Raw genomic sequence first — 19,266 nt, 5'->3', positions numbered from 1 at the left:
GGTGCCGCGGACCACCGGCGCCGAAGATCTTCGGGTCGCGGGCACGAAGCCTTGATCGCCCGTTCGGCCTACTTTTCGGCTATGGGTGAGAACGGTGGGATGCTCGCGATGGTGCGACTGCGCCGAGGTGTCGTCGGCGAAAGCAGACGCGTCTGCCACCTGATCCCCGTCCCGCGCGGCCCGGTGCCGGAGCACCTGACGGCGCTGTGCGGCGAGTCGATCTTCCCCGGCGAAGCCGAAGTGCTCGACGGGCTGCGCGGCATGCCGTGCCATCCCTGCCTCCTGCGGAGTGCCCCGGCGGGGCCGGGAGTGCTGGCCAACGCGGGCTGAGCCGGGGGTGAACGGGGCGATGACTTGAGCGGGCCGGGTGGCCCGGCGACGTCGAAGCCGAGGTGCGGCGGTCGTCAGCTTCAACGGAAGCTGTCGAGCGCCAGCCCCGCGGCCTGCGCGATGAGCCGGTCGTCGTGGCCGGCGTCCTCGGTCTTCCGATCGGACATGACCACCAGCACGATCGGCGCGCGCCCGGGCGGCCGGACGACCGCGATGTCGTTGCGCGTCGCGTACTCGCCGGTGCCGGTCTTGTCGGCCACGGCCCAGCCGGCGGGCGTGCCCGCCCGGATCAGCGCGCCGCCGGTCAGGTTGGCGCGCATCGTGTCCGTGAGCAGGGCCCGCTGCTCCGGGGGCAGCGCGGTGCCGAGGGTGAACGCGCGCAGGTCGGCCGCCATCGCGTGCGGGGTGCTGGTGTCCCGGATGTCGCCCGGCGCGAGGTCGTTGAGGCCGGGCTCGATCCGGTCGACGTGGGTGATCGTGTCGCCGATCCCGCGCAGCGCGGCGGCGAGCCCGGCCGGCCCGCCCAGCTCGCGGAAGAGCAGGTTCGCGGCGGTGTTGTCGCTGTAGCGCAACGCCGCGTCGATCGCGTCGCGCAGGGACAGCCCGCTCTCGACGTGCTTCTCGCCGACCGGCGAGTTCGCCGGCACGTCCGCGCGGGTGTAGGTCAGGACCTTCGCCAGCCCCTCGATGCTGGTGCGCTGGAGCACGGCGGCGGCCGAGAACGCCTTGTGCGTCGAGGCGTAGCCGAAGCGCTCGTCGGCGCGGTGCGCGAGCTCGCGACCGGTCCCGGTGTCGACGGCGTACACGCCGAGGCGGGCGTCGAAGTCGCGTTCAAGCGGGGCGAAGTCCGGTTGTGGCGCCTCGGTGGTGGACATCGCCGACGTCGCCGGGGCCGCTGCCGGGGCTTGGGCGGTGCAGGCGGTGAGCGGTACGAGGACCAGTGCGGCGAGTGCGGCCCGCCGGACGTGGGGGAACGACAAAGGACTTCCTTCCGGTCTTGATCGACAGCCGCGGTCTCGCCGCGTCCGGGCATGCTGTCCAAGACGGAAACACGCGATTCGATGCCGGAATCGCACAACGTGGAGTAGCGGACTTGGTCGGTGGCTGCCGGGCGTTCGTTCACGCTGCTGAACCTGCGCCACGAAGCCACCACCGCGAACACGCGTACGGCGGCGTTTTCGCGGTGGTGGCGCTGAGCCGAGTCGCGTCCCGGCGGTCCTGCAGCCCGAGGCGGACGTGCCGATGGCCCGCGTGGCGCGGGCCCTGCGCGACCAGTTGCCCGCTGCCCAGCCTGCCGGGCTGACCCGCGCCGACCGGGCATCGCCATGAGCGGCCCGGTCAGTGGCTCAGGCCGGTGCCTTCACCCCGAACTCCACCTCGGTCGTCTTCAACGTCCCCGCGGTCCGGCCGGGCGCGGTCTGGTACTGCCAATAGAGGTTCGTGTGCGCGATGACCTGGTCCGGTGTCGGGGCGCCATACGCCGAGAGGTCCTCCGTCGTGTGCGCGTCGGCCACCAACGTCGCGTCGTAGCCGCGGGCGAGCGCGCCGTGCAGGGTCGAGCGGATGCAGGCGTCGGTCTGGGCTCCCGCCACGATCAGGGCGCCGATGCCGCGCGCCGCCAGCACCTCTTCGAGGTCGGTGTCCTCGAACGAGTCGCCGTAGGTCTTGTGCACCAGTGGTTCCGGTTCGCGGCGCACCAGCTCCGGCACGTACTCCCACGTTTCGCTGCCGCGCGGCAGCTCGTCGCTGGTGTGCTGCACCCACACCACTTCGGTGCCCGCCGCGCGGGCCTTCTCCACCAGCGTCACGATGTTGGCGATGACGGATTCGGCGTCGACGGAGGCTTTCATGACGCCGTTCTGCACGTCGACGACGAGCAACGCGGTGTTCGGACGGTCGGTCAGCGTGGTCATGGGCTCACCTTAACCGCGGCCCCCGACAGTTTCCGGAAGCAGACAGTTTCCGGAAGTAGCATGCCGGGTCATGGACTACGGGATGCTGCTGCTCGGTGTGGTCGTGCTGGTCGTGGTCGTCGCCCTCGGGTCGTCGGCCACCGATCGCAGGCTGACCCGGGTCGACCGCCGCCTCGCGCGGGTGGAACGTAAGCTCGACGCGATCGCCGACCGGCTCGGGGTCGCCGTCGTGGAGCCGGAACTGGCCGAGGTGACGGCGTTGCTGCGGCAGGGCAAGAAGATCCAGGCGATCAAGGCCTACCGCGAAAGCACCGGCGCCGGCCTCGCGGAGGCGCGCGACGCAGTGGAGCGGCTCGTCTAGCGCGCCCCGCCGACGTGCTTGGCGGACACCGCTTCCCAGACGGCGTCGAAGTTTTCGTACCGGTCGCTGTCCGGCAGGCCGCCGAGCGAGCCGAGCACGGAGTCGCCACCGCCCGCCGCGGCCGCCCGCCGCAGCAGCTCCTCGCGGCCGCAGGGGTACTCGGTCTCCGACAAGTGCTGTTCCAGGCTGGTCCGGTCGGACATCGCACACCTCCTGATCGTCGTCTTCCCGGGCGTACCCGGGGCGGCCGGGAAGGAAACTCAGCCGACGACGATCGTGTGGTCCGACCGCGGCTCGAGCGCCCCGATCACCGGGTGCCCCGGCAGTTCCCCGGCGACCAGCAGGCCGCCGGACGTCTGCGCGTCGGCCAGCAGCAACGCCTCGTCTTCGGAGATCCGGGACAGGTCGGCGTGCGGGCGGACCCAGTCGAGGTTGCGCCGGGTGCCCCCGCTGACGTACCCGTCGCGCAGGGCTTCGCGCGCGCCGTCGAGGTAAGGCACGGCCGCGAGGTCGATGCGGGCGGTGACGCCACTCGCCCTGGCCAGCTTGTGCAGGTGGCCCAGCAGGCCGAACCCGGTGACGTCGGTGGCGCACACCGCGCCGGCGGCGAGCGCGGCCCGGGACGCCGGAGCGTTCAACGTCGTCATCGCGTCGATCGCCTGCTCGAACCGTTCCCCGGTGGCCTTGTGCCGGGAGTTGAGCACGCCGATCCCGAGCGGCTTGGTGAGCGTCAGCGGCACGCCGGCGCGGCCCGCGTCGTTGCGCAGCAGCCGCGCGGGGTCGGCGATCCCGGTGACGGCCAGGCCGTACTTCGGTTCCGGGTCGTCGATGCTGTGCCCGCCGGCGAGGTGGCAGCCCGCCTCGGCGCAGACGTCGAGGCCGCCGCGCAGCACTTCGGCGGCGAGCTCGAACGGCAGCGTCTCCCGCGGCCAGCCGAGCAGGTTGACCGCCACCACCGGCGTGCCGCCCATGGCGTAGACGTCGGAAAGCGCGTTGGCCGCGGCGATCCGGCCCCAGTCGTAGGCGTCGTCGACGACCGGGGTGAAGAAGTCGGTCGTGGCGATGAGCGCGATGTCCCCGGAGATCCGGACCGCGGCCGCGTCGTCGCCGGTCTCGAGGCCGACGAGCAGCTCGCCCGGGGGATCGGTGGGCGAGGCACACGCCGCGGTGGTCAGCGCGGCCACCGCCGCTTCCAGTTCGCCGGGCGGGATCTTGCACGCGCAGCCGCCGCCGTGGGCGTACTGCGTCAGTCGGTAAGCCACCGGTTCATCGTGCCCGCCGGGCGCGAACTTGGCAGGATGGCCACCATGGTGCAGGGAGGCGTATCCGGCCTGGTGACCGGCGCGGTCTTCAAAACCGTCGAACGGCAGGTTCTGCCGCTGGCGGGTTCGATTCCCGTCCGCCTCCGCCATGCCTGACCCCCGCCGGGCGATCCCGCGAACCGACGCGGTCCTGGCCGAGCCCCGGATCGCCAAGGCCGCCGGGGTGCTGGGGCGAGACCTGGTGAAGTCCGTGGTCAACGGCGTACAGCAGGCGGCGCGGGCCGGCGAGATCGCGCCCGCCGACGTCGTCGACGCGGTGCTGGCGCGACTCCCGGCGAGCGCGTCTTCGCTGCGGCCGATGGTCAACGCGACCGGTGTCGTCGTGCACACCAACCTCGGCCGGGCCCCGCTTTCGGCGGCCGCGCTCGACGCCCTCGTCGCCGCGGGCGGCGCCACCGACGTCGAGTTCGACCTCGCGACCGGCGACCGGGCCCGCCGCGGCCGCGGCGCGCTGGCGGCGTTGAAAGCGGCCGTGCCGGACGCCGGCGCGGTGCACGTGGTCAACAACAACGCGGCCGCTCTGCTGCTTTGCGCGCTCGCGCTGGCGCCCGGCCGGGAGATCGTCGTCAGCCGGGGCGAGCTGGTCGAGATCGGTGACGGCTTCCGCATCCCGGACCTCCTGGAATCGGCCGGCGCGCGGCTGCGCGAGGTCGGCACCACGAACCGGACGTCGGTCCGCGACTACACCGCCGCGATCGGTCCCGGCACCGGGTTCGTGCTCAAGGTCCACCCGTCGAACTACCAGGTCACCGGCTTCACGTCGGAAGCGGCGATCGGCGAGCTGGCCGGGCTCGGCGTGCCGCTGGTCGCCGACATCGGCTCCGGCCTGCTCGCCCCGCATCCGCTGCTGCCGGACGAACCGGACGCGGCGAGCGCGCTGCGGGCGGGCGCCACGGTCGTCACCGCCAGCGGGGACAAGCTGCTCGGCGGCCCGCAGGCCGGCCTGCTGCTGGGCGACGCGGTCGTCGTCGAACGGCTGCAGCGGCACCCCGCCGCGCGTGCCCTGCGCGTCGACAAGCTCACCCTCGCCGCGTTGGAAGCGACCTTGCGCGGGCCGGAACCGCCGGTGCGCGCCGCGCTCGAAGCGTCGGTCGCGACGCTCCGGCGGCGAGCCGAGGCGCTGGTCAGGGCGCTCGAGAACGCCGACGCTCGCGTAGTCGGCTCGGTGGCGGCCGTCGGCGGCGGGGGAGCGCCCGGCGTCGAACTCCCCAGCGCCGCGGTGAGCCTGCCCGCCCGGTACGCGGCTGCATTGCGGACCGGAGATCCCGCCGTGGCCGGCCGGGTCGTCAAGGACCGCTGCCTGCTCGACCTGCGGACCGTGCGGCCGGAAGAGGACGCGAAACTGCTGGAAGCCGTCCGCCGATGCGGGTGATCGTCACCGCCGGGCACGTCGACCACGGGAAGTCCACGCTCGTGCGGCGGCTGACCGGGATGGAACCCGACCGCTGGGCCGAGGAGCGCCGCCGCGGGCTGACCATCGACCTCGGGTTCGCCTGGACCCGGATCGGCGGCGAGGACGTCGCGTTCGTGGACGTGCCGGGCCACGAACGGTTCGTGCCGAACATGCTCGCCGGGGCGGGCCCGGCGCCGGCGGTGCTGTTCGTCGTCGCCGCGGACGAGGGCTGGATGCCCCAGTCGGCCGAGCACCTCGCCGCGCTGGACGCCTTCGGTGCCGACCGCGGCCTGCTGGTCGTCACGAAGGCCGACCGGGCCGGGCCGGCCGCCGCGACGGCCGTCGCGCTGCGGGAGATCGCGGCGACGTCGTTGGGTACCGTGCCGAGCGTCGCCGTCAGTGGCACGACGGGCGCGGGCCTCGACGAGCTGCGCGCGGCGATCGGTGAGCTGACCGCCAGACTGCCGCCGCCCGACACGACCGCCGACGTCCGGCTGTGGATCGACCGCGCCTTCACGGTGTCCGGCGCGGGCACGGTCGTCACCGGCACCCTGGCCGCCGGCACCATCGCCGTGGGCGACGAGCTGCGGCTGGGCGACGCGCGGGGGAGAGTCCGCGGGCTGCAGGCGCTCGGCGAACCCCGTGATCGCGTCGAAGCGGTGGCCCGCGTGGCGGTGAACCTGCGCGGCACCGCTCGCGCCGACGTCCGGCGCGGCGACGTCCTGCTCACGCCCGGCCGCTGGCGCACCACGACGGAGTTCGACGTCCGGCTGCGTTGTGCGGCAGGTGCGGCAGGTGCGGCTGCCGCGGACCTGCACCGGTACCTCGTCGTCCACCTGGGGACGGCGGCGGTGCCGGTGCGTGTCCGTCCACTCGGGACGGACACCGCCCGGCTGACCACGACCACCGCGCTGCCGTTGCGGGCCGGGGATCGAGGCCTTCTGCGCGACCCCGGCGAGCACCGGATCGCCGCCGGCTTCGACGTCCTCGACGTCGACCCGCCCCCGCTGGCCCGCCGCGGCGCCGCCCGGGCGCGCGGCCGGGAGCTGGCCGGGCCCGATCTCGCCCGGACGTACTTGCACCGCAACGGTTTCGTCCCCGCCGGGGACTTCGCGGTGCTGGGCCTGCCGGAGACGGGCGAGCGGGTGGGGGACTGGTTCGCGGACCCGGAGCGGTTCGCCGCCTTGCGCGCGGAGGCCACCGCGATCGTCGGCGCGTGGGACAGCACGGCCGCGGGCGTGCCGGTGGAGGCCCTGCGGCAGCGGCTCGGCCTGCCCGCCGCGGAACTGGTCGTCCCGATACTGGCGGGTACCGGGTTCGAGGTGACGGGCGGGCTCGTCCGGCGGCCCGGCGCCGGGCTCGCCCCCGCCGTCGAAAAGGCATTGGAAAAGGTGGCGAAGCAGCTGGCGGAACACCCGTTCCGCGCACCGGAGGCGGACGAACTGCGGGCACTGGGCCTCGGCAGGCGGGAACTGGCCGCGGCCGTCCGGCGCGGCCGGCTGACGGCGGTCGCCGAAGGGGTGGTGCTCGGGCCGGACGCGGACGAGCGGGCGGTGGCCGAACTGCGTCTGCTGCCGCAGCCGTTCACGGTTTCGGCGGCACGCAAGGCCCTCGACAGCACTCGCCGCGTGATGATCCCCCTGCTGGAACGCCTCGACGCGGCGGGGTGGACGGAACCCCTCGGCGACGGCACCCGCCGCACGACGGGCTAGCCCAAGCGGGGTTCTTCCTCGACGCCGGGCGACTGCGTCCCGAGGACACCCCGGAGCGCGAGGCGGTCGGTGCTCCCGCTACCGCTGAATCCCGCCGAAGAACTCGCTCAGTGCGGCGGCCAGGTCTTCCGGGTTCTCTTCGGCCACGTGGTGCCCGGACTTGATCGCGTGCCCGCGCAGATCGGTCGTCCACGGGCGCCAGACGCCCAGGACGTCACCATAGAGGTCCTCCAGGTCGTCATCGCTGGACCAGAGCACCATCGTGGGGCAGGTGATCCGCCGGCCGGCGGCCCGGTCCGCGTCGTCGTGGGCGCGGTCGACACCCAGGCCAGCGCGGTAGTCCTCGAGCATCGCGGCGACCGTGGCCGGGTCGTGGATCGCGCGGTGGAAGTCGGCGAAGTTCTCTTCGCCGAGCCGCTCGGGCGTGTTCTTCGTACCGACGTTGTACCAGGCGTCGGGGTCGGCGGTGATCACCCGTTCGGGCTTCTCCGGCTGGGCGAAGAAGAACCAGTGGAACCACTCCCGCGCGAACCGCGCGTCGCAGCGGCCGAGGGCCTCGCCGATCGGGACGGAGTCGAGGATCGCCGCGGCGCGGACCACCGACGGGTGATCCAGCGCCAGCCGCGTCGCCACGCAGGCGCCGCGGTCGTGGCCCGCCACGAAGAACCGCTCGTGCCCGAGGTGGCGCATCAGCGCGACGCAGTCGGCCGCCATGACGCGTTTGCTGTAGGGCGTGTGGTTTTCGTCGGTGGGTGGCTTGCCGGACTCGCCGTAGCCGCGGGTGTCCGCGCACACGACCGTGAAGCGCTCCGCGAGCTGCGGGGCGACGCGGTACCACGTCGTGTGGGTACGCGGATGCCCGTGCACCAGCAGGACCGGTGGCCCCGAGCCACCGTGGCGCACCCGCAGGGTCACGTCACCGACGTCGACGCGGTCCAGTGTGAAGCCGTCGAACACGTGCCACCCCCAGAAATGAGCCCGCTGCCGCACCCCCGGGGGTGCGGCAGCGGAGAACGGGTCACTTCTTGTCCGTGACACCCTTCACGGCGTCCTTGATCTTCTCGCCGGCCTGCTTGAGCGAGCCCTTGGCCTGCTCCGACTTGCCCTCGGCCTGCCACTGCTCGTTGTCGGTGGCGTCGCCGACGGCTTCCTTGGCCCGGCCCTTGAGCTCTTCGCCCTTGTTCTCGAGTTTGTCGTTCATGAATGCACCTTCCGGTCGCGGCGACATTTCCGGATCGGCCAGTCGCCAAAAGGGCCTTGACAGTCTGATACCCGCTCACCGCGCGCCTACACATCGGCCGGCAAGTGACCACCCGTGCGCTCGATCCGCTGGATCGCCGGCTCCGCGAGGACGCCGTGGACGATCACCGACACGGCGACGGCGAGCGCGCCGACCCGCCACAGCACGTCCTGCTGAAGCACCGGGAGCCGGTTGAGCGCGTAGGCCAGGTAGTAGAGCGTCCCGATGCCGCGGACACCGAAGAACGCGATCGCCGCGGTCGCCGGGCGTCCGGGTGACGGCGCGCCGACCAGCGAAAGCCAGCCCACCACCGGCCGCACCACGAGCACCGCGACGACGGCGATCACCACTTCGAGGGGGCGCAGCCCGCGCAGCAGGCCGTCGCCGATGGCCAGCCCCACCCCGAGCAGGGCGAGCGGGACGAACAGCCGTTCCAGCTGGTGGCCGAACGCGTGCAGGACGCCGTGGTACTCGTGCTCGCGTTCCTGCGTGCGGACGGCGACCGCCGCGACGAACACGGCGACGAACCCGTTGCCGTGACACAGTTCCGAGAGCGCGTAGGGCACGAACGCGAGGGCGAGCAGGACCAGCCCGTCGGCGTACTCGGCCAGCCGCAGCCGGTCCGACGGCGTCCGGAAGATCGCCCAGCCGAGCACCCGCCCGGTGATGAGGCCGACCACGACGCCGATCACCAGGGGCAGGAGCAGGTCCACCAGTACCCAGGAGAGGTCCAGGCGGGGCTCGCTGCCCGCCAGCGCCAGGCCGAGCAGGACGAACGGCATGGTGAGGCCGTCGTTGAGCCCGGCCTCCGTGGTCAGCGTGAAGCGGATCTCGTTGTCCCTGGCCAGTTCCGGCTCGACGTCGGGGTGCGGCACACCGACGTCGCCTGCCAGCACCGGGTCCGTCGGTGCCAGTGCCGCGGCCAGCAGCAGCGCCACCCCGGGCGCGAGGGCCAGCCACCAGTACCCGAGCAGGGCGATCACCAGGATCGACACCGGCATGGTCAGGGCGAGCAGCCGCCACGTCGAGCCCCAGCGTTTCAGGCCGAAGGGGCGGTCGACCGACAGGCCCGCCCCGGCGAGCGCGACCAGGATGCCCAGCTGGGTGAAGGATTCCACGCCGTCCAAGTGGGCGGCCGGGTCGCCCCAGCCGTTGCCGTAGGGGGCGGGCAGCGGCAGCAGCCCGAGCACGACCCCGGCGACGAGCATCACCAGCGGCACCGAGAACGGCCGGTCGGCGACCAGCTTCGGCACGATCGCCGCGGCGAGCGCGAGCAGGCCGGCCACTCCGAACAACACCGTCAACGACGACAAGGGGTTCCTCCTGCCCGCTCGTACCCGTCACCGCGGCCAGGAGACCCGGTCGAGCGTGCCTCCGGGTTCCACCGGGCGCGCCACCTGCCGCACAAGCCGCAGGGTCCCCGTGAGCCGGAGTAGCGTGACCGGGGTGAGGCGCACCGTGGCCCGGATTCCCGGGCGCGCGGGCGGCGAAACCGTGAGGAGGCCGCAGTGACGGCGACGAACGGGGCCGGCGCGCCGTGCCGGTTCTGCGGCAGGCGGCGCGATCCCCGGGTGCCAGGCCGGAACGGGCCGATCTGCCTGGACTGCGCCCGCGCGGGCCTGCGCGTGGTGCGCGACGGCGCCGACCGGGAGAGCGGCGCCGGGGACGTACTGGCGGCGGTGACGTCACCGCTGGCCGCGGTCTGCGACTTCTGCGGCCGCCGCGAGCGCCGGACGTTCCTCGGGCTCCGGCGCCCACTGCTGCGAGTGGACTGCGCCGCGCGGGACGCGGTGATCTGCGTGGACTGCCTGGACCACGCCGGGGACGTGCTGAACGTCGCGCTGCGCCGCTGACGGCGCTTCCGGCCTGCTCGAGCCGGTGCCGCCGCACTTTCCGCGGCGGCACCGGCTCGCCGGTCACGCCGGAGCCGTGAAGACGTACGAACCCGCGGGCAGGAAGTACGTTCCCGGTGCGGACGGCACCGCTTCGGGCGGTGCGGTCACCGACCCGGGCCGCGACGTCGGCACCCGGACCGTCGCCGAGGCGCCCGCCGGGATCGTCACCCGCAGCGTCAGCTTCCCGGCCGAGATCGACCAGTCGCTGACCGCGCCGCCGTACGGTGTCTCGTACGCCGACTTCGCCGACGTCAGGCCCCCGCCCGGGCGGGGCGCCACCAGCAGGGACGCGTACCCCGGGGAAGCCGGGGCGAGCCCGCCGATCGACCGGTAGAGGAAGTCACCGACCGACCCGAGGCCGTAGTGGTTGAAGGAGTTCATCCCCGGGTCGTTGAACGAGCCGTCCGGCTTGATGCCGTCCCAGCGCTCCCAGATCGTCGTCGCGCCGTGGCCGATCATGTAACCCCAGCCGGGGAAGTCCGGCTGCAGCAGGACCTGGTAGGCGACGTCGGCGTGGCCGTGCGCGGCCAGCACCGGGAGAAGGTTCTCGACGCCGAGGAAGCCGACGCTCAGGTGCCCGCCGCTCGCCGCCACCTTCGCGGCGAGTTTGTCGGCCGTCGGCTGGACGCGGTCGGCCGGGAGCAACCCGAACGTCAGCGCCAGGACGTACCCGGTCTGCGTGTTCGCCCCGACCGTGCCGTCCGCCTGCGTGAACCGGTTCGTGAACGCGACGCCGATCTGGTCGGCGAGCGCCCCGTACTTGGTTGCTTCGGCGGTGTGCCCGGTGGCCGCGGCCATCCGCGACACCAGTCGCGACGACCACGCGAAGAACGCCGTCGAGACCAGGTCGTGCGGGGTCTCGTCGTTGACGTTGAGCCAGTCCCCGTACGTCTGGTGGTCGCGGATCAGGTCGGCGCCGGACGTCGAGCGCAGGTACTCGACCCACTTCACCATCGCGGCGAAGTGTTCGTCGATCACGCCGGTGTCGCCGTACCGCTGCCACAGCGTGTAGGGCACGATGACACCCGCGTCGCCCCAGCCCGCCGTGCCGGAGCCGCTCAGCACGCCCGGCGCGACGTCGGTGAACGACCCGTCGTCGTGCTGCGCGTCGACGAGGTCGTCGCTGAACTTGCCGAGGAAGTTCGCCACGTCGAGGTTGAACGTCGACGTGCCGGCGAAGATCCCGATGTCGCCGGTCCAGCCCAGGCGCTCGTCCCGCTGCGGGCAGTCGCTCGGCACCGACAGCATGTTCGAGCGCTCACCCCACAGGATGTTGTGCTGCAGCTGGTTCACCAGCGCGTTCGACGTCGTGAACGTGCCGGCCTGCGCACCGGAGGTCCACATCGCCCGCCCGGTGAGGGTCGACGCGGTCGGCGCGGACGGCAGCCCGGTCAGCTCGACGTACCGGTAGCCGTGCACGGTGAACCGCGGCTCGTACGTTTCGGCACCGCCGGTGCCTGCCAGGGTGAACCGGTCGGTCGCCTGCGCCGCACGCAGGTTCGTCGTGTAGATCGTGCCGTCGGGATTGAGCACCTCGGCGTGCCGCATGGTCACGGTGGTGCCGGCCGGTCCGGTCACCGACAGCCGGTTCCAGCCGCTGAAGTTCTGGCCCAGGTCGGCGACCCAGACCCCCGGCTTCGGTTGTGTCCACGAGACCGGGTGGAACTCCTGCTGCACCGTGACGCCGTTGTCCACTTGGGACACCAGGTTCGGCTTCGCCCCGGTCTTCACCCGGGGTGCCGCCCAGGTGCGGTCGTCGAACCCGGGCCGGTCCCAGCCCGTCGCGAGCCGGGCGTCGTAGGTCTCGCCCTGGTAGAGGTCGTCGGCGCGGATCGGGCCGTCGCCGGCCTTCCACGTGCCGTCGGTCGCGACCGTGGTGGACGTGCCGTCGGTGAACGTCAGCTTCAGCTGCGCCGAGTACCACGGCTCGGTGCCGTACTTCTGGCTGCCGGCGATGCCGACGCTCCCGGAGTACCAGCCGTTGCCCACCATCGCGCCCAGCACGTTCTCCCCGGCACGGATCTGCCTGGTCACGTCCGAAACGCGGTACTGCACGCGTTTCGTGTAGTCGGTCCAGCCGGGCGCGAGGACCTCGCCGCCGACCTTGGCGCCGTTGAGGTGGGTCTCCTGCAGCCCGAGCGCGGTCGTCAGCAGCCGCGCGCTCGCCACCGGCTTCGAGACGATGAAGCTCTTGCGCACCAGGGGAGCGGGCGGGCTCACGGCGACGTTCGCGCCCCACGGCCCGGTGCCGTACGCGGTCAGCGCGCGTGCCGCGGGCCAAGCGCTGTCGTCGAAGGCGCGTTGCTGCCAGCCGTCCGGGCCGGTCTGGCTCGCCTTCCACGTCCCGTCGGTGACAAGCGTGGGTCCACCTTGGACGGTGAGCTTCGCGATCGTCCCGGCCGGGCTCTGCGTGGTGTTCTCGGTGCTGACCGCGATGGTGTTCGTCCCGGCCGTCAGCAGGCTGCCGACCTCGGCGACGGCGGCCGTCTTCCACGAGTCGGCGACCCGCGGCGAGTCGGTGACCTTCGTCCCGTTGACCCACACCGTGGCGGTGTCGTCCCCGGTCACGACCAGGGTGGCTTTCGCGGGGGCCGCGGCCAGGTCGACGGTCTTGCGGAAGAACCGCGTCGACGGCGGTACGCCGCCGAGCGGATCGCCCTCGGGGTACCAGATCCAGCTCGCCCCGGCGAGGTCCGGGCCGGCCGTGGCGCGGCCGACGAAGGCGCCCGTCCATTCGGTCGCCGGGTCGCGCAACGCGGTTTCGAAGCGCTGGACGGGGCTCCAGCCGCTCGGCCGGCCCTGGGCGTCCCAGACGCGGACGCGCCAGGTGTAGGCGGTCAGCGAGGCGAGGGCCGGGCCTCCGTAAGCGACGTCGGCCTGCTGCGCGGAGGCGACACGGCCGCTGTCCCAGACGCTGCTTCCGCCGGCGGACACCACGATCTGGTACGCCGACTGGCGTTGCTGCGTTGCCGGGGACGCGAGCTTCCAGGCGAAGCGAGCTCGGCCCGGGTCGGCCCCCAGGGGGTTCACCCGGTTCCCGACGGTCGCGCTCGCGACCGAAAGGGGTGACTGCGCGGCGGGGTTCGGCGCGGTGACGCTCCGGCCCCAGGGCGCGGTGCCGTAGGCGCCGAGGTCGGCGGCAGCGGACCACGTCCCGTCGGCGAAGCCCCGCTGTTCCCAGCCCTCGGGCGCGGTCGCCGCGCTCTTCCAAGCGGCTCCCGTCGCCAGGTCGGTGGTGCCCGCCGCGGTCGTCACGCGCAGGCGTCCGAGCAGGCCGGCCGGGCCGCCGTCGTTGCGGACCGCGACGGCGAGGGTGTTGACGCCGGTGGTGAGCGCGGGCCGCAGATCCACCGGCAGCGCCGTCCGCCACGCCTGCGCGGTGCGGGCGGACGAGGCGAGCGGCGTGCCGTTGAGCCAGACGTCGGCGGCGTCGTCGCCGGTGACGACGAAGCGGGCGTCGGAGACCGGGCCGGCGGGGACGGTGAACGTCGTGCGGAAGTACCGGGTCCCGGCCGGCGCCGCGGTGCGGGGGTTGCCCTCCGGATACCAGATCCAATGCGCGCCGGCCAGGTCCACGGGTGGAGCGGCACCGGCCGGGGGGACCGCGGCGGTCGCAAGGGCCAGGATCGCGGCGAGGGTGGTGGTGGTCGCGCGCCAAAGCTTCGAGGGCAGCATGCGGGCTCCCTAACGGCGGGGGACGGGCACGGATTAGAACGTTTCAACCAGGCTCGATGTGTGACTGTAATCACGGAGTCACGTGTTGGCAATACTCCACCGGTACGCACGGCTGGCGAACCGCTTCGACGACGACGAGTTTCATAAATCGTTTTAGGTGTGCCGCTCGTCCGTTTTGCGTCCCGATGTGAGCGTTGACGAATCACGGTCCGGAATGGATAGTGCTCGCTGGTATCGCTCACATCGCCGCGCTCCCCACGGAGGCTTTCATGTCTCAACGACGAGACTCCCGAAATGTTAGCGCTAACACTCGACCGAGGATCGTGCTCCTGCTGGCCGCGGCGGCGGCGCTGGTGCTCGCGAGCCTCACGACCGCGTCGACGGCTTCGGCCGCGACGTCGCTGCCGTGCGACATCTACGGGGCCGCGGGGACGCCGTGCGTCGCCGCGCACAGCACGACACGTGCCCTCTACGCCGCCTACAACGGCCCGCTGTACCAGGTCCAGCGCGCTTCCGACAGCGCGCGCACCACCATCGGCCTGCTGGCCGCCGGCGGCTACGCGAACGCGGCCGCCCAAGACTCCTTCTGCGCCGGCACGACCTGCATCATCACCGAGATCTACGACCAGTCGCCGCGGCACAACGACCTGACGATCGAAGGTCCCGGCGGCGCGGGTGGCCAGGACACCGGCGTGCCCGCGGACGCTCTGCCCGTGACGGCGGGCGGCCACCAGGTCTACGGCGCGTCCTTCTCCGGCCGGATGGGGTACCGCGACAACACGACGTCCGGCGTCGCCGTCAACGGCCAGCCCGAGGGCATGTACATGATCACCTCCGGGACCCACGTCAACGATCGCTGCTGCTTCGACTACGGCAACGCCGAGACGAACAACCTGGACACCGGCAACGGCCACATGGACGCGCTCAACTTCGGCACCGAGTGCTGGTTCCAGCCCTGCAACGGCACGGGCCCGTGGGTGCAGGCCGACCTCGAGAACGGCCTGTTCCAGTCGAGCGCCGGCGGCAGCCAGAACACCGCGAACACCGGGACGAAGTTCCCGTTCGTCACGGCTTTGCTGAAGAACAACGGCCAGAACTTCTTCGCGCTCAAGGACGGCAACGCGCAGTCCGGCTCGCTCAGGACGACGTACTCCGGTCCGGAACCCACGACGGGATCCGGGTACGCGCCGATGCACCAGGAGGGCGCGATCGTCCTGGGCACCGGCGGCGACAACAGCAACGGCTCGATCGGGTCGTTCTTCGAAGGCGTGATGACCGCGGGGCTGCCGACCGACGCGGCGGACAACGCGGTCCAGGCGAACGTCGTGTCGGTCGGCTACGGCGGCCCGACGGGGACGACCGGGTCGCTGACGCCGGGTTCGGAGATCTCGGTGCGCGCGACCACCGCGTGCTGCACCGGTGACTACCTCCGGCACCAGAACGACAGCGCGGTGCTCTCGCCCGTCTCCTCCGGAAGCTCCGCTTTGGACAAGAGCGACGCCACCTGGATCGTCCGGAAGGGACTCGCCGACGCCTCCTGCGTGTCGTTCGAATCCCGCAACTACCCCGGGGACTTCCTGCGCCACTTCAACTTCAAGGTGCAGCGGCAGCCGATGGACGGCAGCGCGGCCTTCCGCGCCGACGCGACGTTCTGCCCGGTCGCCGGGAAGAACGGGCAGGGCACGTCGTTCCGGTCCTACAACTACCCCGCGAAGTACCTGCGGCACTTCAACTTCAGCGTCTACATCGCCGACACGAGCGGCACGAACGCCTGGGACAGCGCGACGTCCTACAACGACGACACCAGCTGGGTCGCCGGTCAGCCCTGGGCGCCGTGACGCCTCCTGAGCCGGATCACCACGGCGACTGCCGCCGCCCCGAGCAGGATCAGGGCGATCGGCAGCGCCGTGGGCAGCCACGGCCAGGCCCGGCCTTCGAACACGATGCCGCCGGCGGGCAGTTCCAGCACCTTCGCCGTCCACCGGGCGGTGGCGACGTCGGTGCTGCGCGCGAGCCCGCTCACCGCGGTGTCGTAGGCGAAGCCGGGCCGGTCGTGGACGTACTCCGGGGCAGGCACGCCGGGCGGTGACGTGACTCCGCGCGTCGCGCCCGGTACCAGCAGCCGGTCGAGGTCCGGTGCGGCGGCCAGGCTCGCGCGGGGCACGAAAGCCAGCCCGTGCCGCGACCGGACCGGGCCGCCGTCGGCGCTCACGGCGAGCGTGCGTGAGGACAGGGACTGGCCCTGGGTGTCGAAGACCGAGCCCAGCTCGATCTCGCCGACGCCGTTCGTGAGCAGCACGCCGACCTCGTCCGGGTGCCAGCGGAAGCCGGCGTTGACGATCGCGGCCGCGTCCGGCATCCCGGCCGGCGGCGTCACCGGCACCGCGGTGCCGTAGTGCCGCCAGCCGATCGCCTTCGCGACGCCGGCCGCCACGTCGCGGCCGGCCAGCCGCTCGACCCAGTGCAGGGTGCCGTCGATGCCGGAGAGGATCCCGGCGGTGGTGACGACGTCGCCGTCGTCGACGAACCGCTGTCCCCGCGCCCAGTGCACGGCGGGGTAGTCGTCCGCGAACGTCTCGAGCTTCAGCCAGTGCGCGGTGGCAGGACGTCCGTCGAGCAGGCCGGCGGAGGCGAGCACGCCGCCGCCGTTGCAGACGCCCAGCAGCTTCGCGCCGCGGGCGGCCTGCGCGCGCAGCCACGCCTTGACCGGCTCGGTACTCGGCTCGCCGAGGTCCGGGAGCGCCGGGACGACGACGAGGTCCGGCGGTTCCGGGCCGAGCCGGGCGGCGAGGTCGTCGAAACTGAAGTCCGGCACCAGGTCGAGGCCGCCGGTCAGCGGCTTCGGCTCGCGGTGCGGCGCGGCCGTGTAGACGTTGAACCGGCCGCTCGCGGCGAGGACCTCGTACGGCGCGAGGACGTCCGAGACGACGGCACCCCGGTCGCCCACGACGACCACCGCGGTCGGCTTGGCCGGGTCGTGGGGAGCCGCCGCCGGAGCGGGGACGGGCCGCTGCGGGCCGGGGGAGTAGAGGGCGCCGACCGCCGCGAACGCGGAGAGGGTGGCGCCCACGGCGGGGACCGCGAGCACGACGAGGACCAGGGCGAACCACTTCAGGACGGTACGCATGATCAGTGCCAGTACTCGGCGCGGCGCCACACCATGGCGGCGAGCATCAGCGGGAACATGAGCACGTGCCCGGCGACCATCAGGGCGGTGCCGGAGAGCGCGCCGAGCCAGTACGGCACGAGCAGCGCCACGAACGGCAGGTACATCGCCGCGGCCATTTCGGCGATCCGCGGCCACGCGTGGCGGCGCAGTGCCATGGCGAGCACCATCGCGACGGTCATGTCGGTGGCCATCACCAGCGCGCCGACGTCGGCTCGCTCCAGCCAGGCGGACGGCCACAGCGGGCCGAGCGCCACCATGCCGATGATCATGGCGGCGACCATCTCGGCGTAGTGGCCGGTGAACCGGGCGAGCTTGCGGGTGGTGGTCCGGGTGGTTTCGGTGGTGGTCATGGTTCCCTCCAGGATCTGCTCCTGGACCAGAATCGCCGCTCCGAGCCGTGCTGCCAGGTGCCGGAAGTCACGACCGGGGTCATGGCCGGAGCAGGCCGAGGTCCCGGGCCCGCAGCGCGGCCTGGGTGCGGTCGCGGGCGCCGAGCTTGCCCAGCACGTTCGTCACGTGGTTCTTGACCGTGCCTTCGGCGAGGAACAGCGTCGCGGCGATTTCGCGGTTGCTGCGCCCGCCGGCGAGCAGGCGCAGGACCTCCAGCTCCCGGTCGGACAACGGCACCACCAGCGGCTGCGGGCGAGACTCCGGCGTGTCGGGCAGCTGGGCGAACCGCGCGACGACCTTCGCGGCGACGGACGGCTGCAGCACCGACTCCCCGCGCGCGGCGGCCAGCACCGCCTCGACCAGCCGCGCGGACGAGACGTCCTTGAGCAGGTACCCGACCGCGCCCGCGCGCAGGGCGGCGAAGACGTCCTCGTCGTCGTCGAAGGTGGTCAGCGCGATCACCCGCGTCTCCGGGTGTTCGGCGCGAAGCCGCCGCGTCGCGGCGACACCGTCGAGCACGGGCATGCGCAGGTCCATCAGGACGACGTCGGGAGCGAGCTCGGCCGCCCGGCTCAGGGCTTCGTCGCCGTTGCCCGCTTCGCCGACGACGTCGATGTCGTCGTGGGTGGCGAGCAGAGTGGCCAGGGCTTCGCGGAAGAGGGCCTGGTCGTCGACCAGCAGGACGCGGACCGGCGTCATCCGGGGATCTCCATGCTCAGGGCACTGCCGTGGCCGGGGGTGGAGGTGAAGGCGACTTCGCCGCCGAGGTGTTCGGCGCGTTCGCGCAGTCCGAGCAGGCCGTAGCCGGTGGTGGTGCCGTCGGTGCCCACTCCCGCGCCCACGCCGTCGTCGCGGACCGAGACCCGGACCGTCGACTCGGCGTAGTCCAGTTCGACGTCCGCGCGCCCGGCGGCGGCGTGCTTGCGGATGTTCGTCAGGCCTTCCTGCGCCGCCCGGTAGAGCGCTTCGCGCTGTTCGCCCGGGAGGGGACGTTCGGTGCCGGAAACCGACAGCTGCGCCGGGACACCCGTCGCGGCCGTCTCTTCGACGAGCGCCCGGAGTGCTTCCGGCAACGGCGTCGACCGCGGTTCGCGCAGCGCCCGCACCGAGCGGCGTACCTCGGCCAGCGCGTTCTCGGCCTGTTCCTGCGCCTTGGACAGGACTTCGTCGGCCTTGGCGGGATCGGTCGGCAGGACCGCTCGCGCGGCCTTCACCTGCATCTGGACGACGGTGAGCGAATGCCCGAGCCCGTCGTGGATGTCCCGGGCGACGCGGTTGCGTTCCTGCGCCGTCGCCAGCCGTTCCGCCTGCGCGGCGAAGTCCCGCAGCTTCTCGTGCGCCTCGGCGAGTTCGCCGCGCGAGCGTTGTTCGCGCAGCAGCAGTTCGGTGATGATGGCCGCGAACAGCACCGACATGAGCGTGCCGATGCCTTCCCGCAGCCCGTCGCCGAGCGACATCCCGAGGTGCACGAGCGGCACGACCGCGATGACCAGCGCGATCGCCGGCCGGGGCAGCCGCAGCAGCACGCACTGGCTGACCAGGACGACGAGGAACAGCGTCGCCCCGACACCGGCGTCGATCGTGAAGATCACGAACGCCAGCGGCAGCTGGACCACGGCGTAGCCGGCGGCCCACAACGGACCGGGGCGGTCGCGGACCCAGGCGAAGCCGAGCGTGCCGAGCACGGCGAACACCGCGCCGAGCACGAGGCCGGGCACGGGTTTCCCGGAGCCGAGGACCCCGAACACGATCGACAGGAAGGCGCCGCCGGTCAGCACCCCGAGCGCCCGGTTCATGCGGTCACTGTGGGGCGTCCGGGGTCCGCGGTCAACCACGAAAGCGTTCACGCGGCCGTTCGAAGCCCCG

General features: G+C 72.8%; 18 protein-coding genes, 1 tRNA gene and 1 pseudogene. 8 read left to right on the top strand and 12 right to left on the bottom strand.

Annotated features, from left to right (window positions below; all coding sequences use genetic code 11):
• The first annotated feature begins 99 nt into the window (after positions 1-99).
• Positions 100-330: a hypothetical protein gene (locus A3CE_RS0102530; protein ID WP_043791660.1), complete on the top strand. Its 231-nt coding sequence runs from the start codon at positions 100-102 to the stop codon at positions 328-330.
• Between the two features lie 80 nt (positions 331-410).
• On the opposite strand, the gene bla is transcribed toward A3CE_RS0102530, so the two are convergent.
• Positions 411-1,310, bottom strand: a complete 900-nt coding sequence (gene bla / locus A3CE_RS0102525) for a class A beta-lactamase (protein ID WP_020638493.1) — start codon at positions 1,308-1,310, stop codon at positions 411-413.
• Positions 1,311-1,424: 114 nt separating this feature from the next.
• On the opposite strand from bla, the pseudogene A3CE_RS56005 reads away from it, so the two are divergent.
• A pseudogene (locus tag A3CE_RS56005) lies at positions 1,425-1,659 on the top strand (hypothetical protein); the annotation flags it as partial.
• 17 nt (positions 1,660-1,676) lie between these two features.
• On the opposite strand, the gene A3CE_RS0102515 reads toward A3CE_RS56005, so the two are convergent.
• Entirely contained in the window at positions 1,677-2,243 is a 567-nt protein-coding gene (locus tag A3CE_RS0102515; protein WP_020638491.1) for a cysteine hydrolase family protein, read from the bottom strand.
• A 70-nt stretch (positions 2,244-2,313) separates the two neighbouring features.
• On the opposite strand from A3CE_RS0102515, the gene A3CE_RS0102510 reads away from it, so the two are divergent.
• Positions 2,314-2,604, top strand: a complete 291-nt coding sequence (locus A3CE_RS0102510) for a ribosomal protein L7/L12 (protein WP_020638490.1) — start codon at positions 2,314-2,316, stop codon at positions 2,602-2,604.
• Here the strand turns inward: A3CE_RS0102510 and A3CE_RS0102505 are convergent.
• Both A3CE_RS0102505 and selD read right to left on the bottom strand, forming a co-directional pair.
• Positions 2,601-2,807: a DUF2795 domain-containing protein gene (locus A3CE_RS0102505; RefSeq protein WP_020638489.1), complete on the bottom strand. Its 207-nt coding sequence runs from the start codon at positions 2,805-2,807 to the stop codon at positions 2,601-2,603. The genes A3CE_RS0102510 and A3CE_RS0102505 overlap by 4 nt on opposite strands.
• Positions 2,808-2,864: 57 nt before the next feature.
• Positions 2,865-3,866, bottom strand: a complete 1,002-nt coding sequence (gene selD / locus A3CE_RS0102500) for a selenide, water dikinase SelD (protein ID WP_020638488.1) — start codon at positions 3,864-3,866, stop codon at positions 2,865-2,867.
• Between the two features lie 54 nt (positions 3,867-3,920).
• Here selD and A3CE_RS0102495 point away from each other — a divergent pair.
• The 3 genes from A3CE_RS0102495 to A3CE_RS0102485 all read left to right on the top strand — a co-directional run bounded on the left by A3CE_RS0102495 (position 3,921) and on the right by A3CE_RS0102485 (position 7,031).
• Positions 3,921-4,015, top strand: a tRNA-Sec gene (locus A3CE_RS0102495).
• Positions 4,015-5,298 (top strand): L-seryl-tRNA(Sec) selenium transferase, encoded by a 1,284-nt coding sequence (gene selA, locus A3CE_RS0102490; RefSeq protein WP_026468073.1) that lies wholly within the window; start codon positions 4,015-4,017, stop codon positions 5,296-5,298. Before A3CE_RS0102495 ends, selA begins: the two co-directional genes overlap by 1 nt.
• Positions 5,289-7,031 carry a selenocysteine-specific translation elongation factor gene (locus A3CE_RS0102485; protein WP_020638487.1) on the top strand — a complete coding sequence of 581 codons (1,743 nt, stop codon included), beginning with the start codon at positions 5,289-5,291 and terminating at the stop codon, positions 7,029-7,031. Before selA ends, A3CE_RS0102485 begins: the two co-directional genes overlap by 10 nt.
• Positions 7,032-7,109: 78 nt before the next feature.
• Here A3CE_RS0102485 and A3CE_RS0102480 read toward each other — a convergent pair whose 3' ends face one another.
• The 3 genes from A3CE_RS0102480 to A3CE_RS0102470 form a co-directional block, all read right to left on the bottom strand.
• Complete coding sequence (locus A3CE_RS0102480) at positions 7,110-7,988, bottom strand: alpha/beta fold hydrolase (RefSeq protein ID WP_020638486.1); 879 nt, start codon at positions 7,986-7,988, stop codon at positions 7,110-7,112.
• Positions 7,989-8,049: 61 nt separating this feature from the next.
• A complete protein-coding gene (locus A3CE_RS0102475; protein WP_013226939.1) occupies positions 8,050-8,232 on the bottom strand; it encodes a CsbD family protein in 183 nt (60 codons plus the stop codon).
• Between the two features lie 86 nt (positions 8,233-8,318).
• The gene (locus A3CE_RS0102470; protein WP_020638485.1) at positions 8,319-9,584 is read right to left on the bottom strand and encodes a cation:proton antiporter domain-containing protein; all 1,266 of its coding nucleotides are present in this window, start codon (positions 9,582-9,584) and stop codon (positions 8,319-8,321) included.
• 195 nt (positions 9,585-9,779) lie between these two features.
• On the opposite strand from A3CE_RS0102470, the gene A3CE_RS0102465 reads away from it, so the two are divergent.
• On the top strand, positions 9,780-10,124 hold the full coding sequence (locus tag A3CE_RS0102465) for a hypothetical protein (RefSeq protein WP_020638484.1): 345 nt from the start codon (positions 9,780-9,782) through the stop codon (positions 10,122-10,124).
• Between the two features lie 63 nt (positions 10,125-10,187).
• Here A3CE_RS0102465 and A3CE_RS0102460 read toward each other — a convergent pair whose 3' ends face one another.
• Positions 10,188-13,841 carry a family 78 glycoside hydrolase catalytic domain gene (locus A3CE_RS0102460; protein WP_020638483.1) on the bottom strand — a complete coding sequence of 1,218 codons (3,654 nt, stop codon included), beginning with the start codon at positions 13,839-13,841 and terminating at the stop codon, positions 10,188-10,190.
• Between the two features lie 269 nt (positions 13,842-14,110).
• Between A3CE_RS0102460 and A3CE_RS0102455 the strand changes: the two genes are divergently transcribed.
• Entirely contained in the window at positions 14,111-15,679 is a 1,569-nt protein-coding gene (locus A3CE_RS0102455) for an alpha-L-arabinofuranosidase B (RefSeq protein ID WP_043790630.1), read from the top strand.
• Here A3CE_RS0102455 and A3CE_RS54655 read toward each other — a convergent pair.
• From A3CE_RS54655 to A3CE_RS0102435, 4 genes are all read right to left on the bottom strand, one after another.
• Positions 15,661-16,968, bottom strand: coding sequence for a DJ-1/PfpI family protein (locus tag A3CE_RS54655; RefSeq protein WP_084641201.1), 1,308 nt, complete (start codon positions 16,966-16,968; stop codon positions 15,661-15,663). The two genes, A3CE_RS0102455 and A3CE_RS54655, sit on opposite strands and share 19 nt — an antisense overlap.
• A 2-nt stretch (positions 16,969-16,970) precedes the next feature.
• Entirely contained in the window at positions 16,971-17,360 is a 390-nt protein-coding gene (locus A3CE_RS0102445; protein ID WP_020638480.1) for a hypothetical protein, read from the bottom strand.
• A gap of 79 nt (positions 17,361-17,439) precedes the next feature.
• Complete coding sequence (locus A3CE_RS0102440) at positions 17,440-18,099, bottom strand: response regulator (RefSeq protein WP_020638479.1); 660 nt, start codon at positions 18,097-18,099, stop codon at positions 17,440-17,442.
• Positions 18,096-19,196 carry a sensor histidine kinase gene (locus A3CE_RS0102435; protein ID WP_020638478.1) on the bottom strand — a complete coding sequence of 367 codons (1,101 nt, stop codon included), beginning with the start codon at positions 19,194-19,196 and terminating at the stop codon, positions 18,096-18,098. The genes A3CE_RS0102440 and A3CE_RS0102435 overlap by 4 nt, the downstream gene beginning before the upstream one ends.
• Between the last annotated feature and the right edge of the window lie 70 nt (positions 19,197-19,266).

This window comes from Amycolatopsis balhimycina FH 1894 (assembly GCF_000384295.1).
Taxonomy (GTDB): Bacteria; Actinomycetota; Actinomycetes; order Mycobacteriales; family Pseudonocardiaceae; genus Amycolatopsis; species Amycolatopsis balhimycina.
This window is presented reverse-complemented; position numbering and strand designations above follow the sequence as displayed.

Excerpts from the sequence above, each read along its gene's own strand:
- A3CE_RS0102530 (WP_043791660.1), top strand. The coding sequence starts at position 100 with ATGCTCGCGATGGTGCGACTGCGCCGAGGTGTCGTCGGCGAAAGCAGA.
- A3CE_RS0102515 (WP_020638491.1), bottom strand. The coding sequence starts at position 2,243 with ATGACCACGCTGACCGACCGTCCGAACACCGCGTTGCTCGTCGTCGAC.
- A3CE_RS0102510 (WP_020638490.1), top strand. The coding sequence starts at position 2,314 with ATGGACTACGGGATGCTGCTGCTCGGTGTGGTCGTGCTGGTCGTGGTC.
- A3CE_RS0102505 (WP_020638489.1), bottom strand. The coding sequence starts at position 2,807 with ATGTCCGACCGGACCAGCCTGGAACAGCACTTGTCGGAGACCGAGTAC.
- selA (WP_026468073.1), top strand. The coding sequence starts at position 4,015 with ATGCCTGACCCCCGCCGGGCGATCCCGCGAACCGACGCGGTCCTGGCC.
- A3CE_RS0102485 (WP_020638487.1), top strand. The coding sequence starts at position 5,289 with ATGCGGGTGATCGTCACCGCCGGGCACGTCGACCACGGGAAGTCCACG.
- A3CE_RS0102475 (WP_013226939.1), bottom strand. The coding sequence starts at position 8,232 with ATGAACGACAAACTCGAGAACAAGGGCGAAGAGCTCAAGGGCCGGGCC.
- A3CE_RS0102460 (WP_020638483.1), bottom strand. The coding sequence starts at position 13,841 with ATGCTGCCCTCGAAGCTTTGGCGCGCGACCACCACCACCCTCGCCGCG.
- A3CE_RS0102455 (WP_043790630.1), top strand. The coding sequence starts at position 14,111 with ATGTCTCAACGACGAGACTCCCGAAATGTTAGCGCTAACACTCGACCG.
- A3CE_RS54655 (WP_084641201.1), bottom strand. The coding sequence starts at position 16,968 with ATGCGTACCGTCCTGAAGTGGTTCGCCCTGGTCCTCGTCGTGCTCGCG.
- A3CE_RS0102445 (WP_020638480.1), bottom strand. The coding sequence starts at position 17,360 with ATGACCACCACCGAAACCACCCGGACCACCACCCGCAAGCTCGCCCGG.
- A3CE_RS0102440 (WP_020638479.1), bottom strand. The coding sequence starts at position 18,099 with ATGACGCCGGTCCGCGTCCTGCTGGTCGACGACCAGGCCCTCTTCCGC.
- A3CE_RS0102435 (WP_020638478.1), bottom strand. The coding sequence starts at position 19,196 with ATGAACCGGGCGCTCGGGGTGCTGACCGGCGGCGCCTTCCTGTCGATC.